The following is a 25,389-nucleotide window of genomic DNA, read 5'->3' on the forward strand; positions in this document are numbered from 1 at the left end:
TGTCGGCGACGGACAGTCGGCCCCACTTGCAGTTCCCTGTGGTGCCGGCTGCATACGGCTTGCGCAAACAGCGGGTTCCGCGCTTATTGCAGGCCATGCGCCCTTCGCTGCTCGATCCGTTATTCTCGCCCATCACCGCGCTTGCCGGCGTCGGGTCGAAGGTCGCCGCCCTGATCGAAAGGGTGGTGCCGGCCGATCTTGGCGACCGTGACGCACGCGTCGGCGATCTTCTGTTCGTCCTGCCCAATACCGTCATCGACCGGCGCAACCGGCCGGGTATCGCCTATGCGGCCGAGGGCGCGATCGTGACGCTGGATGTGCGCATAGACCGCCACCAGCCACCGCCGCGCGGCAACAAATCGGTGCCCTACCGGGTCTACGCCCATGACGATACCGGCGAGATCGCGCTGACCTTCTTCCATGCCCATGCCAGCTATCTGGAAAAGGCGATGCCGGAAGGCGAACAGGTGGTGGTGTCGGGCCGCATGGAGTGGTTCAACGGCCGCCCGAACATGGTGCATCCCGACCACATCGCTCTGGCCAGCGAAGCCGGCAGCCTGCCGCTGGTCGAGCCGGTCTATCCGCTCACCGCCGGGCTTTCGACAAAGGTGTTGCGCCGTGCCATCGGCCAGGCGGTGGGCCGCGTGCCGACGATGCCGGAATGGCAGGACGGCGCCTTCATGCGACGCCATACTTTTCCGGCCTTCACTGCCGCGCTCGACCGCGTGCACAACCCCGAAAGTCCACTCGATGCCTTGCCGGACAGCGTCGCCTGGCGTCGGCTTGCCTATGACGAATTCCTTGCCGGCCAGGTGTCGCTGGCGCTGGTGCGGGCCCGCGTCAGGAAGCTTTCCGGCCAGCCGCTGACCGGCAGCGGCGCGATCCTCGAACAACTGCGATCCGCCCTGCCCTATTCGCTGACCGGTTCGCAGGAAACGGCGCTTGCCGAAATCCTGTCCGACCTTGCCGCGCCCGAACGCATGCTGAGGCTGCTTCAAGGCGATGTCGGTTCCGGCAAGACAGTGGTGGCGCTGCTTGCCATGGCGCACGCGGTCGAAGCCGGCGGCCAGGCAGCACTGATGGCGCCGACCGAAATCCTGGCACGCCAGCACCTCGCCACCATCCAGCCGCTGGCGGAGAAGGCCGGCCTCAGGACAGCCATCCTGACCGGACGCGAAAAGGGCCGCGAAAGGACCGAGACCTTGGCCGGTCTTGCCGACGGCACGATCGACATCGTCGTCGGCACGCATGCGCTGTTCCAGGAGGCCGTCGCCTTCAAGAACCTGGTCTTCGCGGTGATCGACGAACAACATCGCTTCGGCGTGCACCAGCGCCTTGCCATCACGGCCAAGGGCGACGCACCCGACATGCTGGTGATGACGGCGACGCCGATCCCACGCACGCTGGTGCTGACCGCCTTTGGCGACATGGATGTGTCGAAACTCACCGAAAAACCGGCGGGACGGCAGCCGATACGAACCGTGACTTTGCCCCTGGAGCGGCTCGACGAACTGGTCGGCCGCATCCGCGACGCGGTGGCGGAAGGCCAGAAGATCTACTGGATCTGCCCGCTGGTCGAGGAATCGGAAGAGATCAAGCTGATGTCGGCGGAAGATCGCTTCGCCTCGCTGAAGCCCGTCTTCGGCGAGCGGATCGGCCTCGTGCACGGCCGCATGAAAGGGGCCGAGAAGGACGAGGCGATGCGCGCCTTCAAGGAAGGCGAGACACGCGTTCTGATCGCCACCACAGTGATAGAGGTCGGCGTCGACGTGCCGGACGCCACCATCATGGTGATTGAGCACGCCGAGCGCTTCGGCCTTGCCCAGTTGCACCAGTTGCGCGGCCGCGTCGGGCGCGGTTCGAAACCGTCGAGCTGCGTCCTGCTCTACAAGGACCCGCTCGGCGAAACGGCTAAACGCCGGCTGTCGGTGATGCGCGAGACCGAGGACGGCTTTGTCATCGCCGAGGAGGACCTGAAACTGCGTGGCGAAGGCGAACTGCTCGGCACGCGCCAGTCCGGTACGCCGGGATTCCAGGTGGCGCGCATCGAGGCGCATGCCGATCTTTTGGAAGCCGCGCGCGACGACGCAAGGCTGATCCTGACGCGCGACCCGGAATTGCAGGGCGAACGTGGGCAAGCGCTCAGGTTGCTGCTTTATTTGTTCGGGCGCGACGAGGCGGTGCGGCTCTTGCGGGCCGGCTGAGGCAAGGTGCCGGCCGGCGGGTTGGCAAGATCGATCAAGCGCCCGTCCGGTCCCTTGATCTTCTTCTTGGGGTCAGGCGCGACGAGACCGGCCGACACGATCAGCCGCGCGCCTTCCTCGATGGTCATGTCGAGCATGACGATCTCGGATTTGCGGACATACATCAGGAAGCCGGTGGTCGGGTTGGGGGTGCAAGGCATGAAGACGCCAAGCAGCGGGTCGCCCTCCACATCGAGCTTCTCGTTGATCTCGGTGTGTTTTTCGCCGGCGACGAAGACCAGCGACCAGACATCCTTGCGCGGGTATTCGACCAGTCCGACTTGCCGGAACATGTCGTTCCTGTTGGACAGGACGGTTTCGAAGATCTGTTTCAGCGAACCGTAGATACCGCGCACCAGCGGCATGCGACCGAGCAGGCGCTCGCCGAAGCCCACCACGGCGCGGCCGACGATGTTGGCTGCCAGGAAACCGATCAGCGTGACGAGGATGAGCGCGACAATCAGCCCGAAACCGGGCACCGGGAACGGCAGATAGGTATCGGGACTGTAGCGCGCCGGGATATAGGGTTTCACCCAGGAATCGACCCAGCCCACGAACGACCAAGCGATATAGGCGGTGATCGCCAGCGGCGCGCAGACGACGAAACCGGCGAGGAAATAGTTCCTCAGACGGGCCATCGCCGAGGTCTTGTGGCTGTCGGACATACGATGCTCGGTGGATTGTGCGCTGCACTTATCTTAGAGCATCAAGTCATCTGCCCGACAACCGATATTGCGTTGCGACCTGCTGCCGACGTTTGCCGGAGGCGCCCATGCGGGTCGCTCCGGCACAGAGCGCGGCACTTCTTGTGCGACGGGCTACTTCAGCGTTTCGATGACGCAGATGAAGCGCGTGGGGTCGGCAAGGGGCTGCTTGATCAGACCGTTCGACTTCAGCCGAACGACCCGGTCGCCAACAGTGTCGGCCTCGTTGCCACCGACAGTGCGGACATAACGCCCGCTTCCGTCGGAACCTTCCTCGACGACGACCGCGGAATGCGATTCGTAGGCGTGATTTGCCGCCGCGTGCGCGAAGTCGAAATGGTTCCCGTTGCGGTTGTTTTGGATGATGTCACCGATCTTCGGGGCGTAACTGACGATGGGCCGTCCCCGGAAAACGCCGGTTTCGGCCTTGCCGTTCTTGATCGCCTGGAAGACGAATTCGGAATGCCTGGGCGCGAAACGGAACTCCGACGACGTTGCACCGGCCGATTTCACGAAAAAGGACACGAAAACCGCCGACCAAGGCGTGCTGACGCCTGGAAACCCCAGACCAAGGTCGCCCCAGTATTTTCTGATCCGCGTCGCCATCCTCGACGTCGTCTCATGATGGCCACCGTAATTGTCGTACTCGGCCTCCGCCAGCGAGGCCAGTTTGGTCGCAAAAGCTGTCGCCATGTCGATCCCCCTCTCCTGAAAAGAAGGATGATATTCGGATCATCAGCAATTTCAACTATTAGTTACATAATTCAAATATATGCGTCTTTAGATTGTAGTCCTGCCGCAGGGCATTGCGTAGGCTGAATTACGGAACTTCGATCGAAACGACAAAGCCGTCGCGGCGCGAGGGCTTTGGAAAGGAGACAGCTTGGTGAAAAGCGGAGCCCCAGAGAGGGCTACTCCACCGTCACCGACTTGGCCAGATTGCGTGGCTGATCGACGTCGGTGCCCATGAACACGGCGGTGAAGTAGGCCAACATCTGGACGGGCAGCGCATAAAGGATCGGCGCGATGATTTCGGGCACGTCGGGCAGCACGATGGTATCGATGGTGTTGACTGTCGATTTCTCGGCACCCTTCTTGTCGGTGATCAGGATGATCTTGCCGCCGCGCGCCGCCACTTCCTGCATGTTCGACACGGTTTTTTCGAAGATGCGGTCGTAGGGCGCGATGACGACGACCGGCATGTTCTCGTCGATCAGCGCGATCGGGCCATGCTTGAGCTCGCCGGCGGCATAACCCTCGGCGTGGATGTAGGAGAGCTCCTTCAGCTTGAGCGCGCCCTCCAGGGCCAGCGGGAAATTGGTGTCGCGGCCGAGATAAAGCACGTCACGATGATGGGCGAGGTCGCGCGATACCTTTTCGATCTGCTCTTCCAGCTTGACGACCTGGCTGGCGAGGCGAGGCGCCTCGGCCAATTGCTTGACCAGCTTCTGCTCTTCGTCCGGCGAGATGTGTCCACGCGCCACGCCGGCACGCACCGCAAGCGCTGCCATCACCGAAAGCTGGCAAGTGAAGGCCTTGGTCGAGGCGACACCGATCTCAGGACCGGCCAGCGTCGGCAGGATGACGTCCGCCTCTCGCGCCATGGTCGATTCGCGCACGTTGACGACGACGCCGATCGGCACGCCTTCCTTGCGGCAATAACGCAGCGAGGCCAGCGTGTCGGCCGTCTCGCCCGACTGCGACACGAACAATGCCGCGCTGTTCTTCGACAGTGGCATTTCGCGGTAGCGGAATTCCGAAGCGATATCGATGTCGACCGGCAGGCGCGCCAGACGTTCGAACCAGTATTTGCCGATCAGGCCGGCCAGATAGGCCGTACCACAGGCCGAGATCGCCAGACGATCGATCTTGGCGAAATCCCAGGGCAACTCCAGCGCCTTGGCCTTGCCGTTGGTGAAGTCGATGTAGTTGCCGAGCGTGTGGGAGATGACCTCCGGCTGCTCGTGGATTTCCTTGTGCATGAAGTGGCGGTGGTTGCCCTTGTCGACAAGGAACGAGGTGCCGATCGACTGCTGGCGCTTGCGCTCGACCTTGTTGCCGTCCATGTCGAAGATGGCGATCTCGTTGCGACGCACAACCGCCCAGTCGCCATCCTCCAGATAGGTGATGGAGTTGGTGAACGGCGCCAGCGCGATGGCGTCCGAGCCCAGATACATCTCACCTTCGCCGTGGCCGACGGCGAGCGGCGGGCCGTTGCGGGCGCCGACGATCAGGTCCTCGTCACCCTTGAACATGATGGCCAGCGCAAAGGCACCCTCCAGCCGTTTCAGCGCCTTGTGGGCGGCTTCGACCGGCTTGGCGCCTCGCGCCATTTCGCGCGAGACGAGATGCGCGACGACTTCGGTGTCGGTCTGCGAAGCGAAGTTGTAGCCGTCGGCGATCAATTCATCGCGCAATTCGGCGAAGTTCTCGATGATGCCGTTGTGGACGATGGCCACGCCGTTGGAGAAATGCGGATGCGCATTGGTTTCGTTCGGAACGCCGTGCGTCGCCCACCGTGTGTGGCCGATGCCGATGGTGCCGTCGAGCGGTTCGGCGTGCAGCTTGCGCTCAAGATTGACCAGCTTGCCCTCGGCGCGGCGGCGCGCGAGCTCGCCGTGTTCGATGGTGGCGACACCGGCGGAATCATAGCCGCGATATTCGAGCCGCTTGAGCGCGTCGACGATCAACGGTGCGACAGGCGTGTGTCCGACAATTCCAACAATTCCGCACATGAGGGATGCCCCGATTCCTTGCGACCAAAACCCGGTCGCTGTTTAGTCGACCGCCACAGCTTGAGAAAATCACATTGCGTTTCGACCAGTCTTTTGACTTAGCCCGCCGCTGTGGCCTCGTAAGACAAGCGTTCCGTCAAGTCCAGCGGCGAGAAACTCTCACTTCTTCGCGGCGGAAGCTTGACGCGCGCGCAACTCCTTGCCCTTTCCAGGCAAGGTTTTCTGGCGCGCGCGGCCGAAAGCCAAAGCATCTTCTGGCACGTCTTCCGTAATCACGCTGCCCGAAGCGACGTATGCGCCGTTGCCGAGCTTGAGCGGGGCCACCAGCGACGAATTCGAGCCGACGAAAGCGCCCTCGCCGATATCGGTGAAGAATTTGGAGTAGCCGTCATAATTGCAGGTGATGGTGCCGGCACCGATGTTGGCGCCGGCGCCGATGCGCGCGTCGCCGATATAGGTCAGGTGATTGACCTTGGCGCCAGCCTCGATCCTGGCGTTCTTGACCTCGACGAAGTTGCCGACCTTGGCCTTGGCCGCAAGGTCCGCGCCGGGGCGCAGCCGGGCAAAGGGCCCGATATCGGCACCGGTTGCCGCTGTCGCGCCCTCGATATGGCTGAAGGCATGGATCTTGACGCCGCCGGCTATTTTGACGCCCGGGCCGAAGACGACATTGGGTTCGACGACCGTATCGGGTCCAAGCTCGGTATCGTGCGAAAAATAGACCGTTTCCGGCGCGATCAGCGTGACGCCCGACAGCATCGCCTGTTGGCGGCGGCGCTTCTGCCAGATCGCTTCGGCCTCGGCGAGCTCGGCGCGGTTGTTGATGCCGAGTGCATTCTCGAAGCCGGCCTCGGTCGCGACCACATCGAGGCCCTTCGCTCCGGCGATCTCGACGATGTCGGTGAGGTAATATTCGCCCTTGGCATTGGCGTTGCCGACCGCGTCCAGCAATTCCAGCGCATGCCGGCCCGAGACCGCCATCATGCCGGCATTGCAGAAGCCGATCTTGCGCTCCTCGTCCGTGCAGTCCTTTTCTTCGCGGATCGCCACCAGCTTGCCGGCTTTCTCGATCAAGCGACCGTAGCCGGCTGGGCTCGGCGGACGGAAGCCGATAACCACGACGGCCGCGCCGGCGGCAAGCTTCGCCCGCGCCTCGCCAAGAGCCGCGGCGTCGATGAGCGGGGTGTCACCGAACATGACCAGGATGTCGTCATACCCCTTGGCCACCGCATCGCGCGCGGCCAGCACGGCATGGGCGGTTCCCAGGCGCGGTTCCTGCACGAAGGTGCCCGCGCCAGGCGCGAATTTCGCCGCCGCCTTGCGCATCTCGTCGGCGCCATGGCCGATGACGAGCGCCAAATCCGTCGCCCCCGCCGCCTCCGCCGCCTTCACGACATGGGCGACCAGCGGCAGCCCGGCGATCGGATGCAGGACCTTGGGCAGCGCGCTTTTCATGCGCGTGCCCTCGCCGGCGGCAAGGATAACGGACAGGCAGGTTCTAGAGGTCATGAGCAGCTACCGATGGAGAAGAGGTGGAAGCCTTCTAGCATCGGCGCGATATGGTACCAATACGGTTAAATTCCGAGATGCCGGTTAGAGCGCCGGCGTGACAGGCCGGAACTCTAACCCAAGCGGCCGAGGGCCGGAAAATTCTCCAGAAGCCAATAGGCCATCACCTGCACGCCGCCGGTCAGGAAGAAGACGCCGGCAACCACAAGCAAGGCGCCGATCGCCTTTTCGACACGGCCGAGATGCAGGCGGAACTTGCCGAGGAAGCGCATGAAGGCACCGGAAAACAGCGCCGCGATGAAGAAAGGAATGCCGAGGCCGAGCGAATAGGCGGCGAGCAACAGAGCGCCCTCGCTCATCGTCTCGCGCCCGCCGGCAAGTGTGAGGATCGGGCCGAGCACCGGGCCGATGCACGGTGTCCAGCCAAAGGCGAAGGCCAGGCCCATGACATAGGCCGCTACGGCGCTGGCCGGCTTGCCCTGCGACTGGAACCTTGCTTCGCGCGACAGGAGCGGAATGCGCACGATGCCCAGGAAATTCAGCCCCATCAAGATGATGAGCGCGCCGGCGATCATCGCCAGCGGTTCCTGGTAGACACGCAACAACCTGCCGATGGTCGAGGCGCCGGCGCCAAGCGCGACGAAGACCGTGGAGAAGCCGAGCACGAAGGCGATGGAGGCGATCAGCAATGCGCCGCGCGCGCCGGCCTTGGCGGCGATGCCGGCATTACCGCGGAAATCGTCGACCGAAACGCCCGCCATATAGCAGAGATAAGGTGGCACCAGCGGCAACACGCATGGCGACAGAAACGAAATCGCCCCTGCCCCGACTGCGCTGATATAGCCGATGTCCAATGCCATTCGCCGCTCCGTCCGATGCGAACGACGATATAGCGTTCCAAGCGCCCAGGCTCCAATCACCATTCTGTGGCAAGTCAGCGCAGAGCCTACTCGATCAGGTCAAACCAATGGGAGGAAAGCCAGCCCCTCGACAGCCGTCGTTCAGGCGTTGCCTTTGCGCCTCACAGGGTAGACCCGTGCCGGCCGCTCGTTTCGAATGATGTCTCCCGCTTCGATATAAGCCATCTCGATGAGATAGGTCAGCATGTCGAAACGTTCGGCTTCCGCCATGCCGCGCAGTTGGCCGAGCATCGCATGCATATAGTCGAGTGTATCCGTGCGCCCTTGCGGATAAGATTGAGGCATCGACAGAACCTTCCCCCTGCAGCGAAACTGAATTCAGCTTCATCGGTCCGCGACGTTCGACTTCGCGAAGGCTACACAGCGGACCGTCCGGACAGTGTATTATGACAATCTAAAATTGCAATATTGATGCATAACACCCAAAAGTTGCATCGCGTTGTAAGCCGCCAATTTACCCCCGCCTCTTGACCAGACTGAAAAGCACGGCCATTTGACGGGCGGATTTTCAGCTTCCCGCGCCACGGTTCCCGGTTTGGCGCCGCACAGGAATGCAGTCGCACATGGACGTCGTCGTCGTCGAATCGCCGAACAAGGTCAAAAGCATCAACAAATATCTGGGCAAGAACTACAAGGTTCTGGCCTCGTTCGGCCATGTCCGTGACCTGCCGGCCAAGGACGGTTCGGTGAAACCCGACGATGACTTCGCCATGTCGTGGGCAGTCGACACTGCCTCCGCGAAACGCCTGTCCGAACTCGCCAAGGCGGTGAAAGAAGCCGACGGCCTGATCCTCGCCACCGACCCGGATCGCGAAGGCGAAGCCATTGCATGGCACGTGCTGGAAGTGCTGAAGCAGAAGAAGGTGCTGAAGGACAAGCCGATCAAGCGTGTCGCCTTCAACTCGATCACCAAACAGGCGGTGCTCGACGCCATCGCCAACCCGCGCGAGATCGATCCGCCGCTGGTGGATGCCTATCTGGCACGGCGTGCGCTCGACTATCTGGTCGGCTTCACGCTTTCGCCGGTGCTGTGGCGCAAACTGCCCGGCGCCCGCTCTGCCGGTCGCGTGCAATCGGTCGCGCTGCGTTTCGTCTGCGACCGCGAGGCCGAGATCGAGCGCTTCGTGCGCGAGGAATACTGGCAGATCGCCGCCATCCTCGGCACGCCGCGCAATGAAAACTTCGAGGCACGGCTAACCGCCTTCGACGGCAAGAAGCTGCAGAAGCTCGACATTTCCTCGCAGGCCATGGCCGACGACATCAAGACGATGCTCGAAGGCGCTTCGTTCCGGGCACTGTCGGTGGAAGCCAAGCCGACCAAGCGCAATCCGGGACCGCCCTTCACCACCTCGACGCTGCAGCAGGCCGCGTCGTCGCGGCTCTCCTTCTCGGCGCAGCGCACCATGCAGGTTGCCCAGCGCCTCTACGAAGGCATGGACATCGGCGGTGAGACCACCGGCCTGATCACCTATATGCGAACCGACGGCGTGCAGATGGCGCCGGAGGCGATCGCCGCCGCCCGCGATGCCATCGTCAAGGAATTCGGCGCGAAATATCTGCCGGAGAAACCGCGCCACTACACCACCAAGGCCAAGAACGCCCAGGAAGCGCACGAGGCGATCCGCCCGACCGACTTCAACCGCACGCCGGCCGAGATGCGCAAATTTCTCGATGCCGACCAGGCCAGGCTCTATGAGATGATCTGGAAGCGAGCGATCGCCAGCCAGATGCAGCCGGCGGAGATCGAGCGCACCACGGTGGAGATCGAGGCGAAGAACGGTGCGAAGACCGCCGGTCTGCGCGCGGTCGGATCGGTCACCCGCTTCGACGGCTTCATCGCCGCCTATACCGACCAGAAGGACGAGGATTCGGAGGACGAGGAAAATCGTCGTCTGCCCGAAATCCGCCCCGAGGAAACGCTGAAGCGCGAACAGATCAGTGCCACCCAGCATTCGACCGAGCCGCCGCCGCGCTATTCGGAAGCCAGCTTCATCAAGAAGATGGAAGAGCTCGGCATCGGCCGGCCGTCGACCTATGTCGCGACGCTGAAGACGCTGGAAGATCGCGATTACATCAAGATCGAGAACCGCAAGCTGATGCCCCAATCCAAGGGCCGGCTGGTCACGGCCTTCATGGAAGGCTTCTTCGAGCACTATGTCGAATACGACTTCACCGCCTCGCTCGAGGAGAAGCTCGACGAAATCTCCGACGGCAAGCTCTCCTGGAAAGACGTGCTGCGCGACTTCTGGAAGGATTTTTCCGGTGCAGTCGACGGCATCAAGGAACTGCGTGTCACCGAGGTGCTCGATGCGCTGAACGAGGAATTGGCGCCGCTGGTTTTCCCCGAGCGCGAAGACGGCTCCAACCCGCGCATCTGCCCAAAGTGCGGCACCGGCAACCTGTCGCTGAAACTCGGCAAATTCGGCGCTTTCGTCGGCTGCTCGAACTATCCCGAATGCGGTTTCACGCGCCAGCTCGACGGGCCGAACGGCAATGGCGAGAACGGCGCGGTCGAGGACGGCACCAAGGTCCTCGGCAAGGACCCGTATACGGCAGAGGAAATCACCCTGCGCTCCGGCCGCTTCGGACCCTATGTCCAGCGCGGCGAAGGCAAGGATGCCAAGCGTTCCAGCCTGCCCAAGGGCTGGGCGGCGGCGTCGATCGACCACGAGAAGGCGCTGGCGCTGCTTTCATTGCCGCGCGATGTCGGCCAGCATCCCGAAACCGGCAAGATGATCTCGGCGGGCCTCGGGCGCTATGGACCGTTCGTGCTTCACGACGGCACCTACGCCAATATCGAAAGCATCGAGGACGTGTTTTCTATCGGCCTTAACCGCGCCGTTTCGGTGCTGGCCGAGAAACAGTCCAAGGGCAAGGGTGGACGCAATGGCGGCACACCGGCGGCCCTGAAGGAGCTTGGCGACCATCCGGCCGGCGGCGGCAAGATCACCGTGCGCGACGGCAAATACGGTGCCTATGTCAATTTCGGCAAGATCAATGCGACCTTGCCCAAGGACAAGGACCCGCAATCGGTCACCATGGACGAGGCGGTCGCGCTGATCGCCGAAAAGGAAGCCAAGGGCGGCGGTGGCAAGAAGCCATTCCGCGGCAAGAAGAAGGGGTAAGACATTGGCGCGCAGGATCTCCGGACGAAGCCATGGCGATCCCCGCGCTGCCGATACCCGCCGGGGGCCGCGCGACCAATATCGCCCCTCCCGTGACGAGATCCTGCGTTACATCGCGGAAAATCCCGACCGCTCGGGCAAGCGCGAGATCGCCAAGGCCTTTGCACTGCGCGGCGACGATCGCGTCTGGCTGAAGGAGCTGCTGCGCGACCTCCAGGACGAGGGCCTGCTGGAGCAGAAACGCAAGCGTCATATTCGGCCCGGGGCCTTGCCCCATGTGACCGTGCTCGACGTGATTGGCCGCGACGACCAGGGCGGCCTTATCGGACGGCCAGCCGAACATCAGGGCAATGGCGAACCGCCAGTGGTCTCGATCCGCGCTTCGCGCGGCGGCCCGGTGGCCGGCATCGGCGACCGCGTGCTGGCCAAAACCTTCCCGACCGACGAGGTCAGCGGCCCCGCCTACACGGCGCGGATCATGAAAGTGTTCGAGAAACGCAGCGATGCGGTGCTCGGCGTCTTCCGCGTGCTGAAGGACGGGACTTTCCGCATCGAGCCGGTGGAACGGCGCCAGCCCGAACTGATCGTCGACAAGGAATTCCAGAACGGCGCCAAGCATGGCGATCTGGTCGAGGTCGAGCCTTCGCGAGCCGGCCGCTATGGCCTGCCGCGCGCCAAGGTGCTGACGGTGCTGGGTTCGCTGACCAGCGAAAAAGCGGTCTCGATGATCGCCATCCACGCACACGACATCCCGCATATCTTCCCCGCCGATGTGCTGGCCGAAGCCGAAGCGCTGAAGCCGGTGACGCTGCAGGGGCGCGAGGATTGGCGCGACCTGCCGCTGGTCACCATCGACCCGGCCGACGCCAAGGACCATGACGACGCCGTCTATGCGATACCGGACCCGGATGAGCATAATCCCGGTGGCGTGGTGGTGACCGTGGCCATCGCCGATGTCGCCGCCTATGTGCGGCCGAACTCGGCGCTGGACCGCGAAGCGCTGAAGCGCGGCAACTCGGTCTATTTCCCGGACCGGGTGGTGCCGATGCTGCCCGAGCGCATCTCGAATAATCTGTGCTCGCTGCGCGAAGGCGAGGACCGGCCGGCGATTGCCGTTCGCATGACGTTTTCGGCGGAAGGGCGAAAAGTCCGGCATACATTCCACCGGGTAATGATGAAATCGGCGGCCAAGCTTGCCTATCCGCAGGCTCAGGCGGCAATCGACGGCGCAACCGACGAGAAGACCAGCCCCATCCTCGACGGCGTGCTCAAGCCGCTATGGGACGCCTATGCAGTACTGAAGCGCGGCCGCGACGCGCGCCAGCCATTGGAACTCGACCTTCCCGAACGCAAGATCCTGCTCAAGGAAGACGGCACCGTCGACCGCGTCGTTGTTCCGGAGCGGCTGGATGCGCACAAGCTGATCGAAGAATTCATGATCCAGGCGAATGTCGCCGCCGCTGAAACGCTCGAGGCAAAAAAACAGGCGCTCGTCTACCGCATCCATGACGGACCGACGCTGGCTAAGCAGGAATCGCTGCGCGAATTCCTGCAGACACTTGGCCTGTCGCTGGCCCGCGGGGCACAGATGCGGCCAAGCCAGTTCAATTCCATCCTGGAACGCGTTCGCGGCGCCGACAATGAAGCGCTGGTCAATGAAGTCGTGCTGCGCTCGCAGAGCCAGGCCGAATACAACCCCGACAATATCGGCCATTTCGGCCTGAACCTGCGCCGCTACGCGCATTTCACCTCGCCGATCCGCCGCTATGCCGACCTGATCGTACATCGCGGACTGATCGCCACGCTCGGCCTCGGGCCGGACGGGCTGACGCATGGCGAGGAGGAAAGATTGGCCGAGACCGCCGCGCTGATTTCGGCGGCGGAGCGCCGCGCCATGGCGGCGGAACGCGAAACCGTCGATCGCCTGATCGCGGGCTATCTGGCGGAACGGATCGACGAGCGCTTCGACGCGCGCATTTCAGGCGTGACCAAATCAGGACTTTTTGTCCAATTGCCACAATTTGGCGCAGATGGTTTTATCCCGGTGTCGTCTCTGGGTGACGATTACTATGTGTATGACGAAACGGCGCGTTCGCTTTTCGGAGAACGCAGCGGCAAGGGATATCAGCTCGCCGACCGGGTAGAAGTTCGCCTGGTCGAGGTGGCGCCAATGGCTGGCGCCATGCGCTTTGAAATGCTGAGCGCTCCCAAACCCCTGCCCGGCTCGAAACGATCGTTCCACAAGGCAAAGGGCCGCGCCCGCGCCTCGCAATCGCGTTCAGGATCGCGCGGCAGGAGACGATGATGCAACAGCAGGTTTTCGGTGGCCAACAGCAATCCGCGAGGGTAGTCCGCCCGCTTTGGCCGGCGCTGAAGCGCGGCTTTTTCTGCCGTTGCCCGAACTGCGGCGAAGGCAAGCTGTTCCGCGCCTTCACCAAGACCTTCGACAATTGCCAGGTCTGCGGTGAGGAATTCCATCACCATCGCGCCGACGACCTGCCGGCCTATCTGGTGATCGTCATCGTCGGCCACGTCGTCCTTGGCGGTTTCATGGGCGTGGAAGCCACCTCGACGCTGACCACGTGGCAGCATCTGGCGATCTGGGCACCGTTGACCGTCATCATGTCGTTGGCGTTGCTGCAGCCGATCAAAGGGGCCGTCGTTGGCCTGCAATGGGCCTACTACATGCACGGCTTCGGCGGCGAGGTCGACCATATCGAGGGGCATCCCGAGACTTGAGCCCGGGCTGGCGTAATCGCCAGCCGACGCGAACCTCTTTAATTTGACATGAGTTTCCGCTAGGTCGGTCGCATGCGAGGTATGACCAAGGCGGAAGTCGACAAGGCCGAGCGCAACGATGTGGCGCTTGGCGAGGGGCCGAAGCGTCCGCGCGATGCCGCGACCCTCATTCTGCTCGACCGCAAAGGCAACGATTTCCACGTGCTGATGGGCCGCCGTCATGCCGGCCATGCGTTCATGCCCGGCAAGTTCGTGTTTCCCGGCGGCCGCACTGACCCCGCCGACAGCCGCGTGCCGGTGGCAACGCAATTGCATCCGCAGGAACAGGCCAAGCTGACGGCAGGCGCCGGACGTACCGGCCCGGTCCGCGCTCGCGCCATTGCATTGTCAGCCATCCGCGAAACTTACGAGGAGGCCGGGCTGCTGATCGGCCGCAAGGGCGCGCTCACCACCGGCAAGCGCGACTGGCAGGGTTTCGTCGAGCACGGCGTGCAGCCCTCCCTGGAGGCCGTGCGCTTCATTGCTCGCGCCATTACGCCGCCCGGCCGCGTGCGCCGCTTCGACACACGTTTCCTGGCGGCATGGCGCGACGACGTCGCCGTTGCGCTGCCGGATGGCGGGCCGACCAACGAACTCGAAGAGCTGGTCTGGCTGCCGGTCGGCGAGGCCAAACAAGCAGACATTCCGACGATCACCCGAACTATCCTGGAAGAACTCGAGAAGCGCCTTCGCGACGATCCGCTGTTGCGGCCCGGCGGCGCGGTGCCGTTCTACAGGATGCTCCACAACCGCTTCGTGCGCGAAGTACTTTAACACGAAAATCTTCCAGCTATCGGACATCGCATGACGGTCGAAACCAAGTCGCAGGACGAGGAGAGCGTACACTGGCTGCCGATGATCGCGGCCATTTCCTCGATCAGCGTGGTCGGCATCGCCATCGGCCTCGGCATGCCGCTGCTCAGCGTCATCCTGGAATCACGCGGTCATTCGGCGTCGATGATCGGCCTCAATACCGCCGTGGCCGGCCTCGCCTCGATCGCAGGCGCACCGCTGGCGACACCGATCGCCACGCGCCTCGGCGTCGCCTGGACCATGCTGATTATGATCGCCGCCGGCGCGCTCGCCTTTGTCGGCTTCCATTTCGCGACCGCGTTCTGGATGTGGTTTCCGTTGCGCGTGGTGCTGCATATCGCGCTGACGGTCCTGTTCATCCTGTCCGAATTCTGGATCAGCACTTCGGCGCCGCCGAAGCGGCGCGGTCTGGTGCTGGGTATCTATGCCACTGTGCTGTCGCTGGGTTTCGCCGCCGGGCCCTGGCTGTTCTCGCGAATCGGCAGTTCCGGTTTCCTGCCCTTCGGCGTCATCGTCGTACTGGTGATGATTGCCGCGATACCGGTCCTGGCAGCCCGCAAGGAAAGCCCGCCCATCCGCGCCGAAGGCGAGGAGACCAGTGGCTTCCTGCAATATATCTGGCTTGTTCCCACGGCCACCGCGGCCGTCCTGGTGTTCGGCGCCGTGGAAACCGGCGGTTTCGCGCTGTTCCCGGTCTATGGCAACCGTATCGGCTATTCCGAGGCGGATGCAGCACTTCTGCTGACCATGATCGGCCTCGGTAACGTGCTCTTGCAGATACCGCTTGGCATGATCAGCGACCGGGTCGGCGACCGCCGCTACCTGTTGTTGATCTGCGCCGCCGTCGGGCTGCTCGGCACACTGGTGATGCCGCATCTTGCGCAGAACTGGTACCTGATGGCGGCCCTGCTGTTCGTGTGGGGCGGCGTCGTCGCCGCGCTCTACACGGTCGGCCTTGCCCATCTCGGCTCGCAGCTTTCAGGACATGAACTGGCATCCGCCAACGCCGCCTTCGTGCTTTGCTACGGTGTCGGCATGGTGCTGGGGCCACAGGCGATCGGCATCGGCATGGACGCTTTCGGCCCGTCCGGCTTCGGCGGCGCGCTGTCGCTGTTCTTCGCCGCCTATATGGTGCTGGCGATCGGGAGGCTCGCGTTCAGGCGGGGACCCGGCTAGAGCCGTCAGGGCAACGGACGCGCCTTCAGCCACAGAAACAGCGGCATGCGGACCCAGTTCTGCAGCCCCGCCCATTGCGAGCCGGTGTCTGGAACAGGCTCCCGCAGCGCGGTGATGGCAAGACCTGCCTCCTCCAGCGCGGCCATGTAGTTCTGCAGAGGCTGCGACCAGCCGGCGAAGCGCATGCGCAGTCCGTCGCGTTCTTCCGCGCCCTCGAAATGCTCGCGGCCGAAATAGGTGCCGTCAACCACGAAAGGCATGCCCGGCCGTTCGCGATCGAACCGGCCGCGATCGGCGAAGGGATGCACGATGGAGACGAACAGCGTGCCGGATGGGCGGAGCACGCGCCGCATTTCCGTCACCGCGGCCGGAACATCCTCGACATCCATGAGCACATTATAGGCCATGACGAGATCGAAGCTGGCGGCTTCGAACGGCAAGGCGTTTGCGGGGGCAACTTCGTAGCGATCAGCCGAATCGGCGCCCCGGGCAGCGGCAACGAACGCCGCCACCGGGTCCGTCGCGGTTACGCGATGGCCGCATTCCTTGAGGAGCCTGGAGACCCGGCCTTCGCCGCAACCGACTTCCAGCGCTTCGCCCGTGCCCTGCCCGACAAATTCGCGCAAGGCGGGCCGGTAGGCCCAGAAGGCATCGTGGTTGGGCGCACGAGCCCATTCGATCCACTCGGCAGCGACTTCGGACCAATGGTCGTGATCTTTCCTGCTCATCCGAGGCTCCATGCTGGTGGGGTCTGAGGCGATCAGCCGTGATTGCTCAGTCGCGCTCCTCGCACAACCAACCAAATCGGCCTCAAGGATGTTCCAGAAGCGGGAATCGCTCCGGTGACGGTCGCTTCCCGTCGTGAGAAACGGCCCGGCAGTCGTCAGTCGCCGGGCTTTCTCTTGCCCGTCAGCAGCGCGTAGACGGCCATGGAGTGCCCGTGGCCGAGGTCATAGTCGGCCTTCAGCCATTCGATGATCTGGCCGGCCTTGACGCTCGCTTTAAGTTTTCCACCTTCCGAGAAGCCTTTCGCGTCGGCGAGGCGCATCAAATCCTCCGGCCCCTGACCGGTCTTGTTCTTGATCGTGTCGAGATAGGCCTGGAACGACATGGACTTCCCCTCTCAAAGCTGTGAAGGCGGCACTATGGGATTGTCGAACAATTCGGACAATGGTTAGCTTCCGGCCATCAACAAGGCAGTCGACCAGCCCGTTATTACCCCGCCACTGACCGGCAAGGGTTGTGTTCCAGCCAAATTCCTGTATAGACGCGCGCAATCTGCCGGTCCCAGCTGGGGGCTGAACGGAGGGCCGGAGGTTTCTTCAAGGAACCGCCGCGTGAAGCGAAAACGCTTCCGCCTCCCGTGTCTCCGCTCTCGACCGTCTCGTCATGCTCCTTTCTTCTCCGCGTTTGCGGGTTAAGAGAAGTTGCAGAGGCTTTAGCCGCCGGGAACCGGGAGAGAAACGAAGAAAGGCAAAAGCACTATGGCTCTTTACGAACATGTGTTCCTTGCCCGGCAGGATCTGTCGCAGCAGCAGGTCGATGAGCTCGTTGAACGTTTCAAGGGCGTCATCACCGCAGGCGGCGGCTCGATTGGCCGGGTCGAGAACTGGGGACTGAAGTCCCTCACCTACCGGGTCAAGAAGAACCGGAAGGCATACTACACGCTGATGGACCTGACCTGCCCGCCGGCAGCGCTCAACGAGATGGAGCGCCAGATGGGTCTGTCGGAAGACGTCCTGCGCTTCCTGACCATCAAGGTCGAGAAGCACGAGGAAGGCGTCTCGGCAATGATGCAGAAGCGCGAAGAGCGCCCTGAGCGCGGTGGCTTCGGCGACCGTGACCGCGGCGATCGTGGCCCGCGCTCGTTCGGCGACCGGGATCGCGGCGACCGTGGTCCGCGCTCGTTCGGCGACCGCGAAGACCGCGGCCCGCGCCCGCAGCGCAGCTTTGAAGGGGGTGCAGAATAATGGTCGACATCAACCAGATCCCGACCCGGCGCCCGTTCCATCGCCGCCGCAAGACCTGCCCGTTCTCCGGCGCCAACGCCCCGAAGATCGACTACAAGGACGTGCGTCTCCTGCAGCGCTACATTTCCGAGCGTGGCAAGATCGTTCCGTCGCGCATCACCGCCGTCAGCCAGAAGAAGCAGCGTGAACTCGCCCAGGCGATCAAGCGCGCCCGCTTCCTCGGCCTGCTGCCCTACGTGGTCCGCTAAGCGCCTTTCCCCGCGGGCGGTTGCCGCCTGCGGGGTTTTCCCGGCCGTGATGGGCACGACCGGTGAATCTAAAATCCCGAGTTGGGTCTTTTGACCCTAACTGCCTCGACAGGCAGGACAGCGAAACCGGCGCCAGGCGCCCTTCACTTCCTGACTGTCTCCCGAACAGCGCCCGCTATGGCGCATATGGAGAAAACTATGGAAGTCATCCTTCTCGAACGCATTTCCCGCCTCGGCCAGATGGGCGACACCGTCAAGGTCAAGGACGGCTTCGCCCGCAACTTCCTTTTGCCGAAGGGCAAGGCGCTGCGCGCCAACGAAGCCAACAAGAAGAAGTTCGAAGGCCAGCGCGCCCAGCTCGAAGCTCGCAACCTCGAGCGCAAGGCCGAAGCCCAGCAGGTCGCCGACAAGCTCGACGGCAAGAGCTTCATCATCGTCCGCTCGGCTGGCGAAACCGGTCAGCTCTACGGCTCGGTCTCGACCCGTGACATCGCCGATCTCCTGACCGCGGAAGGCTTCACCGTCGCCCGCAACCAGATCGAGCTCAACCACCCGATCAAGACGATCGGCCTCACCAATGTGGCGATCGCGCTGCATCCGGAAGTCGAAGTCACCGTCACGCTCAACATCGCCCGCACGTCGGAAGAAGCCGAGCGTCAGGCCAAGGGTGAGATGCTGACCACCGCCGAAGCCATCTATGGCGACGACATCAACGAGAATGCCCGTCCGGACAGCTTCTTCGACCCGAACGCCGAGTTCGAGGGCGAAGAGGAAGCCTGATCCTTTCGGGATCTGTCACAAATCTGGCCTTGCAGCTGGATCAAGAAACCGGGCCTCGCGCCCGGTTTTTTTATGCCAACGGAACTTTTTGGCGCGCTCGCCTTTTTTGAAGGATTGGACAGCACGGCTGTCACTATCGTTCTTTGAGGGTTCGTCATGAATGTTTTCCTGGAACGCATTGCCCAACGCATCGTGCGCAGAGGCAACCTGGCCATCACCGGGCCAAACGGAGGGACCCGCACCTTCGGGGACGGAACCGGCCCGAAAGTGCATATGGTGATCCACACCCGCCGCGCCGAGCGCGCCATCACGCTGCATCCCTCGCTGGCCATTCCGGAGGCTTTCATGGAGGAGGAACTCGACTTCGTCGAAGGCGACGTGCTGTCCTTCCTCCAGCTCGTCTATCAGAACACCGGACTTTCGTGGGCGGAATCGACCTGGGGCAAGTTGCTCAACTCGGCGCGGCTGACGATCCGCCCTCTGCAGCAATTGAACAACGCCTACCGGTCACGGAAGAATGTGGCGCACCACTACGACCTCTCCGGCGACCTCTACAAACTCTTCCTCGACAAGGACATGCAGTATTCCTGCGCCTATTTCGAACGACCGGACATGACGCTCGAAGAGGCGCAACTCGCCAAGAAACGGCACATCGCCGCCAAGCTGAAAGTGCGGCCGGAGCAGACCGTGCTGGATATCGGCTCGGGCTGGGGCGGTCTTGGTCTCTATATCGCCGAGGCTTTCGGAGCCGATGTGCTGGGCGTGACGTTGTCGACCGAGCAGCACCAGGTGTCGACCGACCGTGCCCATGCCGAGGGCATGGACCGGCAGGTCCATTTCGAGTTGCGCGACTATCGCGACCTATCCGAACGCTTCGACCGCATCGTTTCGGTCGGCATGTTCGAACATGTCGGCATCAATCACTACAAAACCTTCTTCGACAAAAGCGCCAAGCTCTTGAAACCGGACGGCGTGATGCTCTTGCACACGATCGGTCGAACCGGACCGGCTACCACCACCAATGCCTTCATCCGCAAGCATATTTTCCCCGGCGGATATATTCCGGCCTTGTCGGAGATGATGCCACATATCGAGCGCTCGGGCCTGGCGGTGACGGATGTCGAGATCCTGCGACTGCACTATGCCGACACGCTCAAGCACTGGCGCGAGCGCTTCCTGGCCAATCGCGACAAGGTCAAGGCGATCTATGACGAACGCTTCTGCCGCATGTGGGAATTCTACCTCTCCGGTTCGGAAGCGTCGTTCCGCTGGCAGGACCTCGTTGTGTTCCAGATCCAGCTCACGCACAAGAACGACGTGCTTCCGGTGACGCGCGACTATATCGGCAAATGCGAAAAGGCGCTCGAAGTGCGGGATGCGCCGCAAAAGCCGCTCTTCGCCAAGCCGGCAAGGCGCCGGAGGGTGAAAGAGTGAGGAAGAAGACCAACAGCGGCGCGGCTAGCGCCGCTTGTTGAGAACAAAGCTAGACGCCTCGTCAATGGTTTCGTAAACCGGAGCTGATATCGCGAGCCTGGGGTTTGAGGCTGCGCCATGCTCGACAAAATCCCCGGGCCGACCGGGTCGCTCCCACTTGTGACGATAGCCGAGGCCCGCACCGTCGCCGCCTCGGACGGAGCCATGTCGACATTGCTCGGCTGGGTCGAGTCCTACCTCATGCGCGATCACCCCGACCTTGGGCGAACTGGAGCGGTCTGCCCGTTCACCCGGCAGGCGGCGAAGATCGACACGGTCAGGCTGGCGATCTCGAGCGCCGACGCCGCCAATGAAGAAGAGGCCTTCGCGCTGATCCGCAGGGCCTTCAGCGAGCTTGAGAAAATCCCCTGCAAAGCCGGGATGAAGCATTTTCGCACCGTGATCGTCGGCTTTCCGAATTGCAGCGATGACGAAGGCGTCGCCATGCTGCAACGTGTGCAGGCAAGGCATAAGTTTTATTCGCTGAGCCGCTTTCGCATGATCGGCTTCATGCATGCAGGCAACGAGGCGCCTGGATTGTGGAACCCCGCGTTCCGGCCATTGCGCGCGCCGCTGCCCGTGCTCGCCATCCGCCATCTGGTCGAACAGGATGCCCCGTTTGCCGCACGGCACCCGCTGCTTCTTGCACCGTTCCTGATAAAATTCCGCTTCGACGGCGCAAAACGTATCCTGGCCTACTGGCGGGCACAAAAGACGTGACCCGGACCACGTCGAAATCAAAGCAAAAAGGCGTCGAAGGATCAGACCTCGATCTTCGAGTGGTCGACACGGTCGAAGGTTTTCAGTCGCTCCAAGACGACTGGAACGCGCTTGCCCAGCGCTCCGCGGCTCCGCACCAGCTGTTCCAGGATTTCGGCTTCCTCCGCCATTGGGTGAGCCACTATCTCGGCGCCCGGCACCGCCTGCAGATCATCGTGGCGTATCGCGGCACGAACATCGTCGCGATCCTGCCTTTGGTGCGCCAACGCTGGCTCGGGCTGGACACGTTGCGCTTCATGGGCATTCCGGTCGCACGGTTCAGCGACCTTTTGATCGACGCGGACGCTGGAGAACCCGTTGTTCAGGCGCTACGAGCCAAGATCGGCGCTCTGCGCGCCGACATCATCGATGCGCCGCTCGTGCGTCAGGATTCGGCGTTCGTCCGCGTCGGGTTCGATCAGGACGCCGCGGTTCTATCCCGGCTTGATGCTCCCTTTTGCGTGCTGGCCGACCGCATAGGCGACGACGGCCCCGGCCCCGCCTATTCGGCCAAGATCCGCTCGAACTATCGCCGCAGGGTGCGCAATCTGGCGGGACCGGGCGAATTGCTGATGCGCCAATATCAGGCGGGGCCGGAGGCTGCCGGGCTGGCCCATGCGGCAGTTGTCATGAAGAAAGCTTGGCTGGAACGCGAAAAGATCGGCGCACCCACCCTTTTCGATCCCCGTTTCGAAGCTTTTTTCGCTAGAATGGCCGGCGATCAAGAGGCACTGGCGTCCATCAACGTCTCGACGCTTGAACGGGACGAGCGGCCCATCGGGATCGACCTGTCGTTCGACCACAAGGGCCATTGCTTCGGCCATGTCATAGCCACCGACGCCTGCGCGGAAAAGGACGGGGCCGGCAGTGTGCTGGTGCATCACGTGTTTGCCACCGCCAAAGCACGCGGAAATACCGTCTTCGAGCTGCTGACTCCCGCCAGCGAGCACAAGATGCGTCACGCCGACGGCGTGACCAAGGTGCGCGACCTCGTCATTCCGCTGAGCGTCAAGGGGCGGATCGCCTGCCAGGCCCTGCTGGTGCACGGACTGCCGGCGGCGAAGTCGCTGCTGCGGCGTTTTCCGGCAAGCCTGACCCGTGCCATTGCCTCGCGGACAGGCTATTAGACCTGATGGGTATTGTTCTTTTCGTCGCGGCGGCGGTCGCTGAAATCGCCGGTTGCTTTTCGTTCTGGGCCTGGTGGCGGCTGGAAAAATCGCCACTTTGGCTTGTTCCCGGCGTCATCTCGCTGATGGCTTTCGCCTGGCTGCTGGCGCTTGCCCCCACCGATGCCGCGGGACGTGCCTATGCCGCCTATGGCGGCATCTATATCGCGGCCTCGCTGCTGTGGCTGTGGCTGGTCGAAGGCGTGCGTCCCGACCGCTGGGATATCGTGGGAGCAGCAATCTGTATCGCCGGCGCGTCGCTGATCCTGCTTGCGCCAAGGAGTGCATAGAAGTGGAGTTGCCGGCGCAGTTAAAACAGGCGGTCGAGAGGCTGCTGGATGGGTTGCCGCTCAACACGCTGAAACAGGCTTCCAGAACGCTGTCCGACCGCTATCGGGCTGAGGTTCGCGACGGACGCCTGCATATGGGCGACGACATTGCCGCCAAGGCCTACCTCGCCACGCGCCTACCCGCCACCTATGCCGCCGTTCGGGCAAGTCTCGAGGCAACCAGCGAGGCGCTGCCTAATCTCGCGCCCAGAACATTGCTCGACATTGGTGCTGGGCCCGGCACGGTGCTGTGGGCGGCGTCCGACCTGTGGCCGTCCATCGAGGCAGCGACGCTGTTCGAAGCCAGTGCCGCCGCGCGCAAGGTCGGGCAGATGCTGGCTGGAGAGAACATCGCAGCCGAGATCCGCTGGCTGCAGGGCGACGTGACCGTCGACCTTCCCGACATGGCGGCCGTCGATCTCGTCACCATGGCCTATGTCATGGACGAGGTTGCGCCTGCGGCGCTGCCGAAACTCATCGACCGCCTTTGGCGCCTCACCGCCGACACTTTGCTCATCGTCGAACCGGGAACCCCGGCCGGCTGGCGCCGCATCCTCGATGCAAGAACACAGCTGATCGCAAGCGGAGCACATATCGCGGCGCCCTGCCCGCATGCGGAGCCCTGCCCGCTTGTCGCTCCCGACTGGTGTCACTTTTCCCGGCGCGTGGCGCGCTCACGCCTGCACCGGCTGGCCAAGGAAGCCGAAGTGCCGTGGGAAGACGAGAAATTCATCTACCTCGCCGCATCCCGTACACCCTCAGCTTTGCGCCATTCACGCGTACTGGCACCGCCAAAGGCCGGGTCGGGTAAGGTCTCGCTGAAACTCTGCCAGCCGGATGGCCTCGCATCAGAGCGCTTTTTGACCAAGCGCGACGGCGAAATCTTCAAGGCGGCGCGGCGGGCGGACTGGGGCGACAGCCTCGTTCAGGGCTGACTTCGATTTAACCAGGTTCTTGATATGTTCCGGTTATTCGGCTAGGTTTTGCGTCTTGTCGAGTCAAACAGATTCGGGGCATCGGAATATCGTCCTGTGGACGAAGATGCCTGGCTGTGAATCACGGTAAACATCGTCGACTGATCCGGCACTGATGCAGATAAGTCAGCATCGATCCGCTGCAGTTCTGCTACCGACAGATGGGATCAGGATCGGGGAATCATGGCGGAAGCAGCTCTCAAATTCGGCGCGGCGGAAACGCCGCTTTATCGCGAGGCGCCGAACAACATCGAGGCCGAGCAGGCGCTGCTCGGCGCCATGCTCGTCAACAACGACGCCTTCTACCGCGTCTCTGATTTTCTCAAGTCCGCGCATTTCTACGAGCCACTGCATCGCAAGATCTTCGAGGTCTCGGCGGAACTGATCCGTATGGGCAAGATGGCCAACCCGGTGACCATCAAGACCTTCCTGCCCGCCGACGAGAAGGTCGGCGACATGACCGTGGCGCAATATCTGGCCCGGCTGGCGGCCGAGGCGGTGACGGTCATCAACGCCGCCGACTATGGCCGCGCGATCTACGATCTGGCCACACGGCGCGCGCTGATCACCGTCGGCGAGGACATGGTCAACATCGCCTATGATGCGCCCGTCGACATGTCGCCGTCCGAACAGATCGAGGACGCCGAGCGCCGCCTGTTCGAACTGGCCGAAACCGGCCGCTACGATGGCGGTTTCGAGGCGTTCACAGATGCGGTCAAGACCGCCGTCGACATGGCCAACGCCGCCTATATGCGCGACGGCCACCTGTCCGGCATCTCCACCGGCTTGCGCGATGTCGACCGCAAGCTCGGCGGCCTGCAGTCCTCCGACCTGATCATCCTTGCCGGCCGCCCGGCCATGGGCAAGACATCGCTGGTCACCAACATCGCCTTCAACATCGCCGAAGCCTACCAGCCGGCGCAACAGGCCGACGGCTCGTTCAAGGCCGCCAATGGCGGCGTGGTCGGCTTCTTCTCGCTGGAAATGTCATCCGAGCAACTGGCCACCCGTATCATTTCCGAGCAGACCGAGATTTCGTCATCGAAGATCCGCCGCGGTGAAATCACCGAGGCCGATTTCGAAAAGCTGGTCGCCTGCGCGCAGACCATGCAGAAGATCCCGCTTTTCATCGACGCCACCGGTGGTATCTCGATCGCCCAGCTTGCCGCGCGCGCGCGCCGCCTGAAGCGTCAGCGCGGTCTCGACGTCATCGTCATCGACTACGTCCAGCTGATGCAGGGCTCGGCCAAATCCTCGCAGAACCGCGTGCAGGAAATCACTGAAATCACCACCGGCCTGAAGGCCCTGGCCAAGGAACTCAATGTTCCCATCATCGCACTGTCGCAGCTGTCGCGTCAGGTCGAAAGCCGTGACGACAAGCGCCCGCAGCTGTCGGACCTTCGCGAATCGGGCTCGATCGAGCAGGACGCGGACGTCGTCCTCTTTGTCTATCGCGACGAATATTACCTGCAGAACAAGCAGCCCGAGGAAGGCACGCCGGAATATGAGGACTGGCGGATCAAATTCGAGAAGGTGAAGGGCAAGGCCGAACTCATCATCGCCAAGCAGCGTCACGGCCCGACCGGCACGGTCGACCTCGCATTCGAGGGGCAATACACCCGCTTCTCCGATCTTGCCGAAGAACATCACCTGCCCGAGCGGTTCGAGTAACGCCTTGATTTGCATC

General features: G+C 63.0%; 23 protein-coding genes. 15 read left to right on the plus strand and 8 right to left on the minus strand.

The window, feature by feature from the left end; genetic code table 11:
* Positions 1-95 precede the first annotated feature (95 nt).
* Positions 96-2,204 carry an ATP-dependent DNA helicase RecG gene (gene recG / locus FZF13_RS26815; RefSeq protein WP_024923864.1) on the plus strand — a complete coding sequence of 703 codons (2,109 nt, stop codon included), beginning with the start codon at positions 96-98 and terminating at the stop codon, positions 2,202-2,204.
* On the opposite strand, the gene FZF13_RS26820 is transcribed toward recG, so the two are convergent.
* The 6 genes from FZF13_RS26820 to FZF13_RS26845 all read right to left on the minus strand — a co-directional run bounded on the left by FZF13_RS26820 (position 2,156) and on the right by FZF13_RS26845 (position 8,396).
* Positions 2,156-2,908 carry a DUF502 domain-containing protein gene (locus FZF13_RS26820; RefSeq protein ID WP_024923865.1) on the minus strand — a complete coding sequence of 251 codons (753 nt, stop codon included), beginning with the start codon at positions 2,906-2,908 and terminating at the stop codon, positions 2,156-2,158. The genes recG and FZF13_RS26820 overlap by 49 nt on opposite strands.
* A 153-nt stretch (positions 2,909-3,061) precedes the next feature.
* Positions 3,062-3,640, minus strand: coding sequence for a DUF2272 domain-containing protein (locus FZF13_RS26825; protein ID WP_024923866.1), 579 nt, complete (start codon positions 3,638-3,640; stop codon positions 3,062-3,064).
* Positions 3,641-3,858: 218 nt separating this feature from the next.
* On the minus strand, positions 3,859-5,682 hold the full coding sequence (gene glmS / locus FZF13_RS26830) for a glutamine--fructose-6-phosphate transaminase (isomerizing) (RefSeq protein ID WP_024923867.1): 1,824 nt from the start codon (positions 5,680-5,682) through the stop codon (positions 3,859-3,861).
* Between the two features lie 159 nt (positions 5,683-5,841).
* Entirely contained in the window at positions 5,842-7,191 is a 1,350-nt protein-coding gene (gene glmU / locus FZF13_RS26835) for a bifunctional UDP-N-acetylglucosamine diphosphorylase/glucosamine-1-phosphate N-acetyltransferase GlmU (RefSeq protein ID WP_024923868.1), read from the minus strand.
* 113 nt (positions 7,192-7,304) lie between these two features.
* The gene (locus FZF13_RS26840) at positions 7,305-8,051 is read right to left on the minus strand and encodes a cytochrome c biogenesis CcdA family protein (protein ID WP_024923869.1); all 747 of its coding nucleotides are present in this window, start codon (positions 8,049-8,051) and stop codon (positions 7,305-7,307) included.
* Between the two features lie 141 nt (positions 8,052-8,192).
* A complete protein-coding gene (locus FZF13_RS26845; protein ID WP_024923870.1) occupies positions 8,193-8,396 on the minus strand; it encodes a hypothetical protein in 204 nt (67 codons plus the stop codon).
* Between the two features lie 278 nt (positions 8,397-8,674).
* On the opposite strand from FZF13_RS26845, the gene topA reads away from it, so the two are divergent.
* The 5 genes from topA (at position 8,675) to FZF13_RS26870 (ending at position 16,003) form a co-directional block, all read left to right on the plus strand.
* On the plus strand, positions 8,675-11,236 hold the full coding sequence (gene topA, locus FZF13_RS26850; protein WP_024923871.1) for a type I DNA topoisomerase: 2,562 nt from the start codon (positions 8,675-8,677) through the stop codon (positions 11,234-11,236).
* Positions 11,237-11,240: 4 nt separating this feature from the next.
* Positions 11,241-13,541: a ribonuclease R gene (rnr, locus tag FZF13_RS26855; RefSeq protein WP_024923872.1), complete on the plus strand. Its 2,301-nt coding sequence runs from the start codon at positions 11,241-11,243 to the stop codon at positions 13,539-13,541.
* Positions 13,541-13,975, plus strand: a complete 435-nt coding sequence (locus FZF13_RS26860) for a DUF983 domain-containing protein (protein WP_024923873.1) — start codon at positions 13,541-13,543, stop codon at positions 13,973-13,975. Before rnr ends, FZF13_RS26860 begins: the two co-directional genes overlap by 1 nt.
* A 72-nt stretch (positions 13,976-14,047) precedes the next feature.
* A complete protein-coding gene (locus tag FZF13_RS26865) occupies positions 14,048-14,788 on the plus strand; it encodes an NUDIX hydrolase (RefSeq protein WP_024923874.1) in 741 nt (246 codons plus the stop codon).
* A gap of 30 nt (positions 14,789-14,818) precedes the next feature.
* Positions 14,819-16,003: an MFS transporter gene (locus FZF13_RS26870; protein WP_024923875.1), complete on the plus strand. Its 1,185-nt coding sequence runs from the start codon at positions 14,819-14,821 to the stop codon at positions 16,001-16,003.
* A 5-nt stretch (positions 16,004-16,008) separates the two neighbouring features.
* Here FZF13_RS26870 and FZF13_RS26875 read toward each other — a convergent pair whose 3' ends face one another.
* Complete coding sequence (locus FZF13_RS26875) at positions 16,009-16,731, minus strand: class I SAM-dependent methyltransferase (protein ID WP_036253919.1); 723 nt, start codon at positions 16,729-16,731, stop codon at positions 16,009-16,011.
* A gap of 155 nt (positions 16,732-16,886) precedes the next feature.
* Positions 16,887-17,114 carry a DUF4287 domain-containing protein gene (locus FZF13_RS26880; RefSeq protein WP_024923877.1) on the minus strand — a complete coding sequence of 76 codons (228 nt, stop codon included), beginning with the start codon at positions 17,112-17,114 and terminating at the stop codon, positions 16,887-16,889.
* Between the two features lie 373 nt (positions 17,115-17,487).
* Between FZF13_RS26880 and rpsF the strand changes: the two genes are divergently transcribed.
* From rpsF to FZF13_RS26925, 9 genes are all read left to right on the plus strand, one after another.
* Positions 17,488-17,973, plus strand: coding sequence for a 30S ribosomal protein S6 (rpsF, locus tag FZF13_RS26885; RefSeq protein WP_024923878.1), 486 nt, complete (start codon positions 17,488-17,490; stop codon positions 17,971-17,973).
* Complete coding sequence (gene rpsR, locus FZF13_RS26890) at positions 17,973-18,221, plus strand: 30S ribosomal protein S18 (protein WP_024923879.1); 249 nt, start codon at positions 17,973-17,975, stop codon at positions 18,219-18,221. The genes rpsF and rpsR overlap by 1 nt, the downstream gene beginning before the upstream one ends.
* 198 nt (positions 18,222-18,419) lie before the next feature.
* Positions 18,420-19,001 carry a 50S ribosomal protein L9 gene (gene rplI / locus FZF13_RS26895; protein WP_024923880.1) on the plus strand — a complete coding sequence of 194 codons (582 nt, stop codon included), beginning with the start codon at positions 18,420-18,422 and terminating at the stop codon, positions 18,999-19,001.
* Positions 19,002-19,157: 156 nt separating this feature from the next.
* On the plus strand, positions 19,158-20,435 hold the full coding sequence (locus tag FZF13_RS26900) for a cyclopropane fatty acid synthase (protein ID WP_024923881.1): 1,278 nt from the start codon (positions 19,158-19,160) through the stop codon (positions 20,433-20,435).
* Between the two features lie 213 nt (positions 20,436-20,648).
* On the plus strand, positions 20,649-21,194 hold the full coding sequence (locus FZF13_RS26905; RefSeq protein WP_137900407.1) for a DUF6875 domain-containing protein: 546 nt from the start codon (positions 20,649-20,651) through the stop codon (positions 21,192-21,194).
* A 59-nt stretch (positions 21,195-21,253) separates the two neighbouring features.
* Entirely contained in the window at positions 21,254-22,360 is a 1,107-nt protein-coding gene (locus FZF13_RS26910; RefSeq protein ID WP_024923883.1) for a GNAT family N-acetyltransferase, read from the plus strand.
* A 5-nt stretch (positions 22,361-22,365) separates the two neighbouring features.
* The gene (locus FZF13_RS26915; protein WP_024923884.1) at positions 22,366-22,689 is read left to right on the plus strand and encodes a YnfA family protein; all 324 of its coding nucleotides are present in this window, start codon (positions 22,366-22,368) and stop codon (positions 22,687-22,689) included.
* A gap of 2 nt (positions 22,690-22,691) precedes the next feature.
* A complete protein-coding gene (locus FZF13_RS26920) occupies positions 22,692-23,663 on the plus strand; it encodes a small ribosomal subunit Rsm22 family protein (protein ID WP_024923885.1) in 972 nt (323 codons plus the stop codon).
* Positions 23,664-23,885: 222 nt separating this feature from the next.
* Positions 23,886-25,373: a replicative DNA helicase gene (locus FZF13_RS26925; protein ID WP_024923886.1), complete on the plus strand. Its 1,488-nt coding sequence runs from the start codon at positions 23,886-23,888 to the stop codon at positions 25,371-25,373.
* Positions 25,374-25,389 lie beyond the last annotated feature (16 nt).

The organism is Mesorhizobium terrae (genome assembly GCF_008727715.1).
Taxonomy (GTDB): Bacteria; Pseudomonadota; Alphaproteobacteria; order Rhizobiales; family Rhizobiaceae; genus Mesorhizobium; species Mesorhizobium terrae.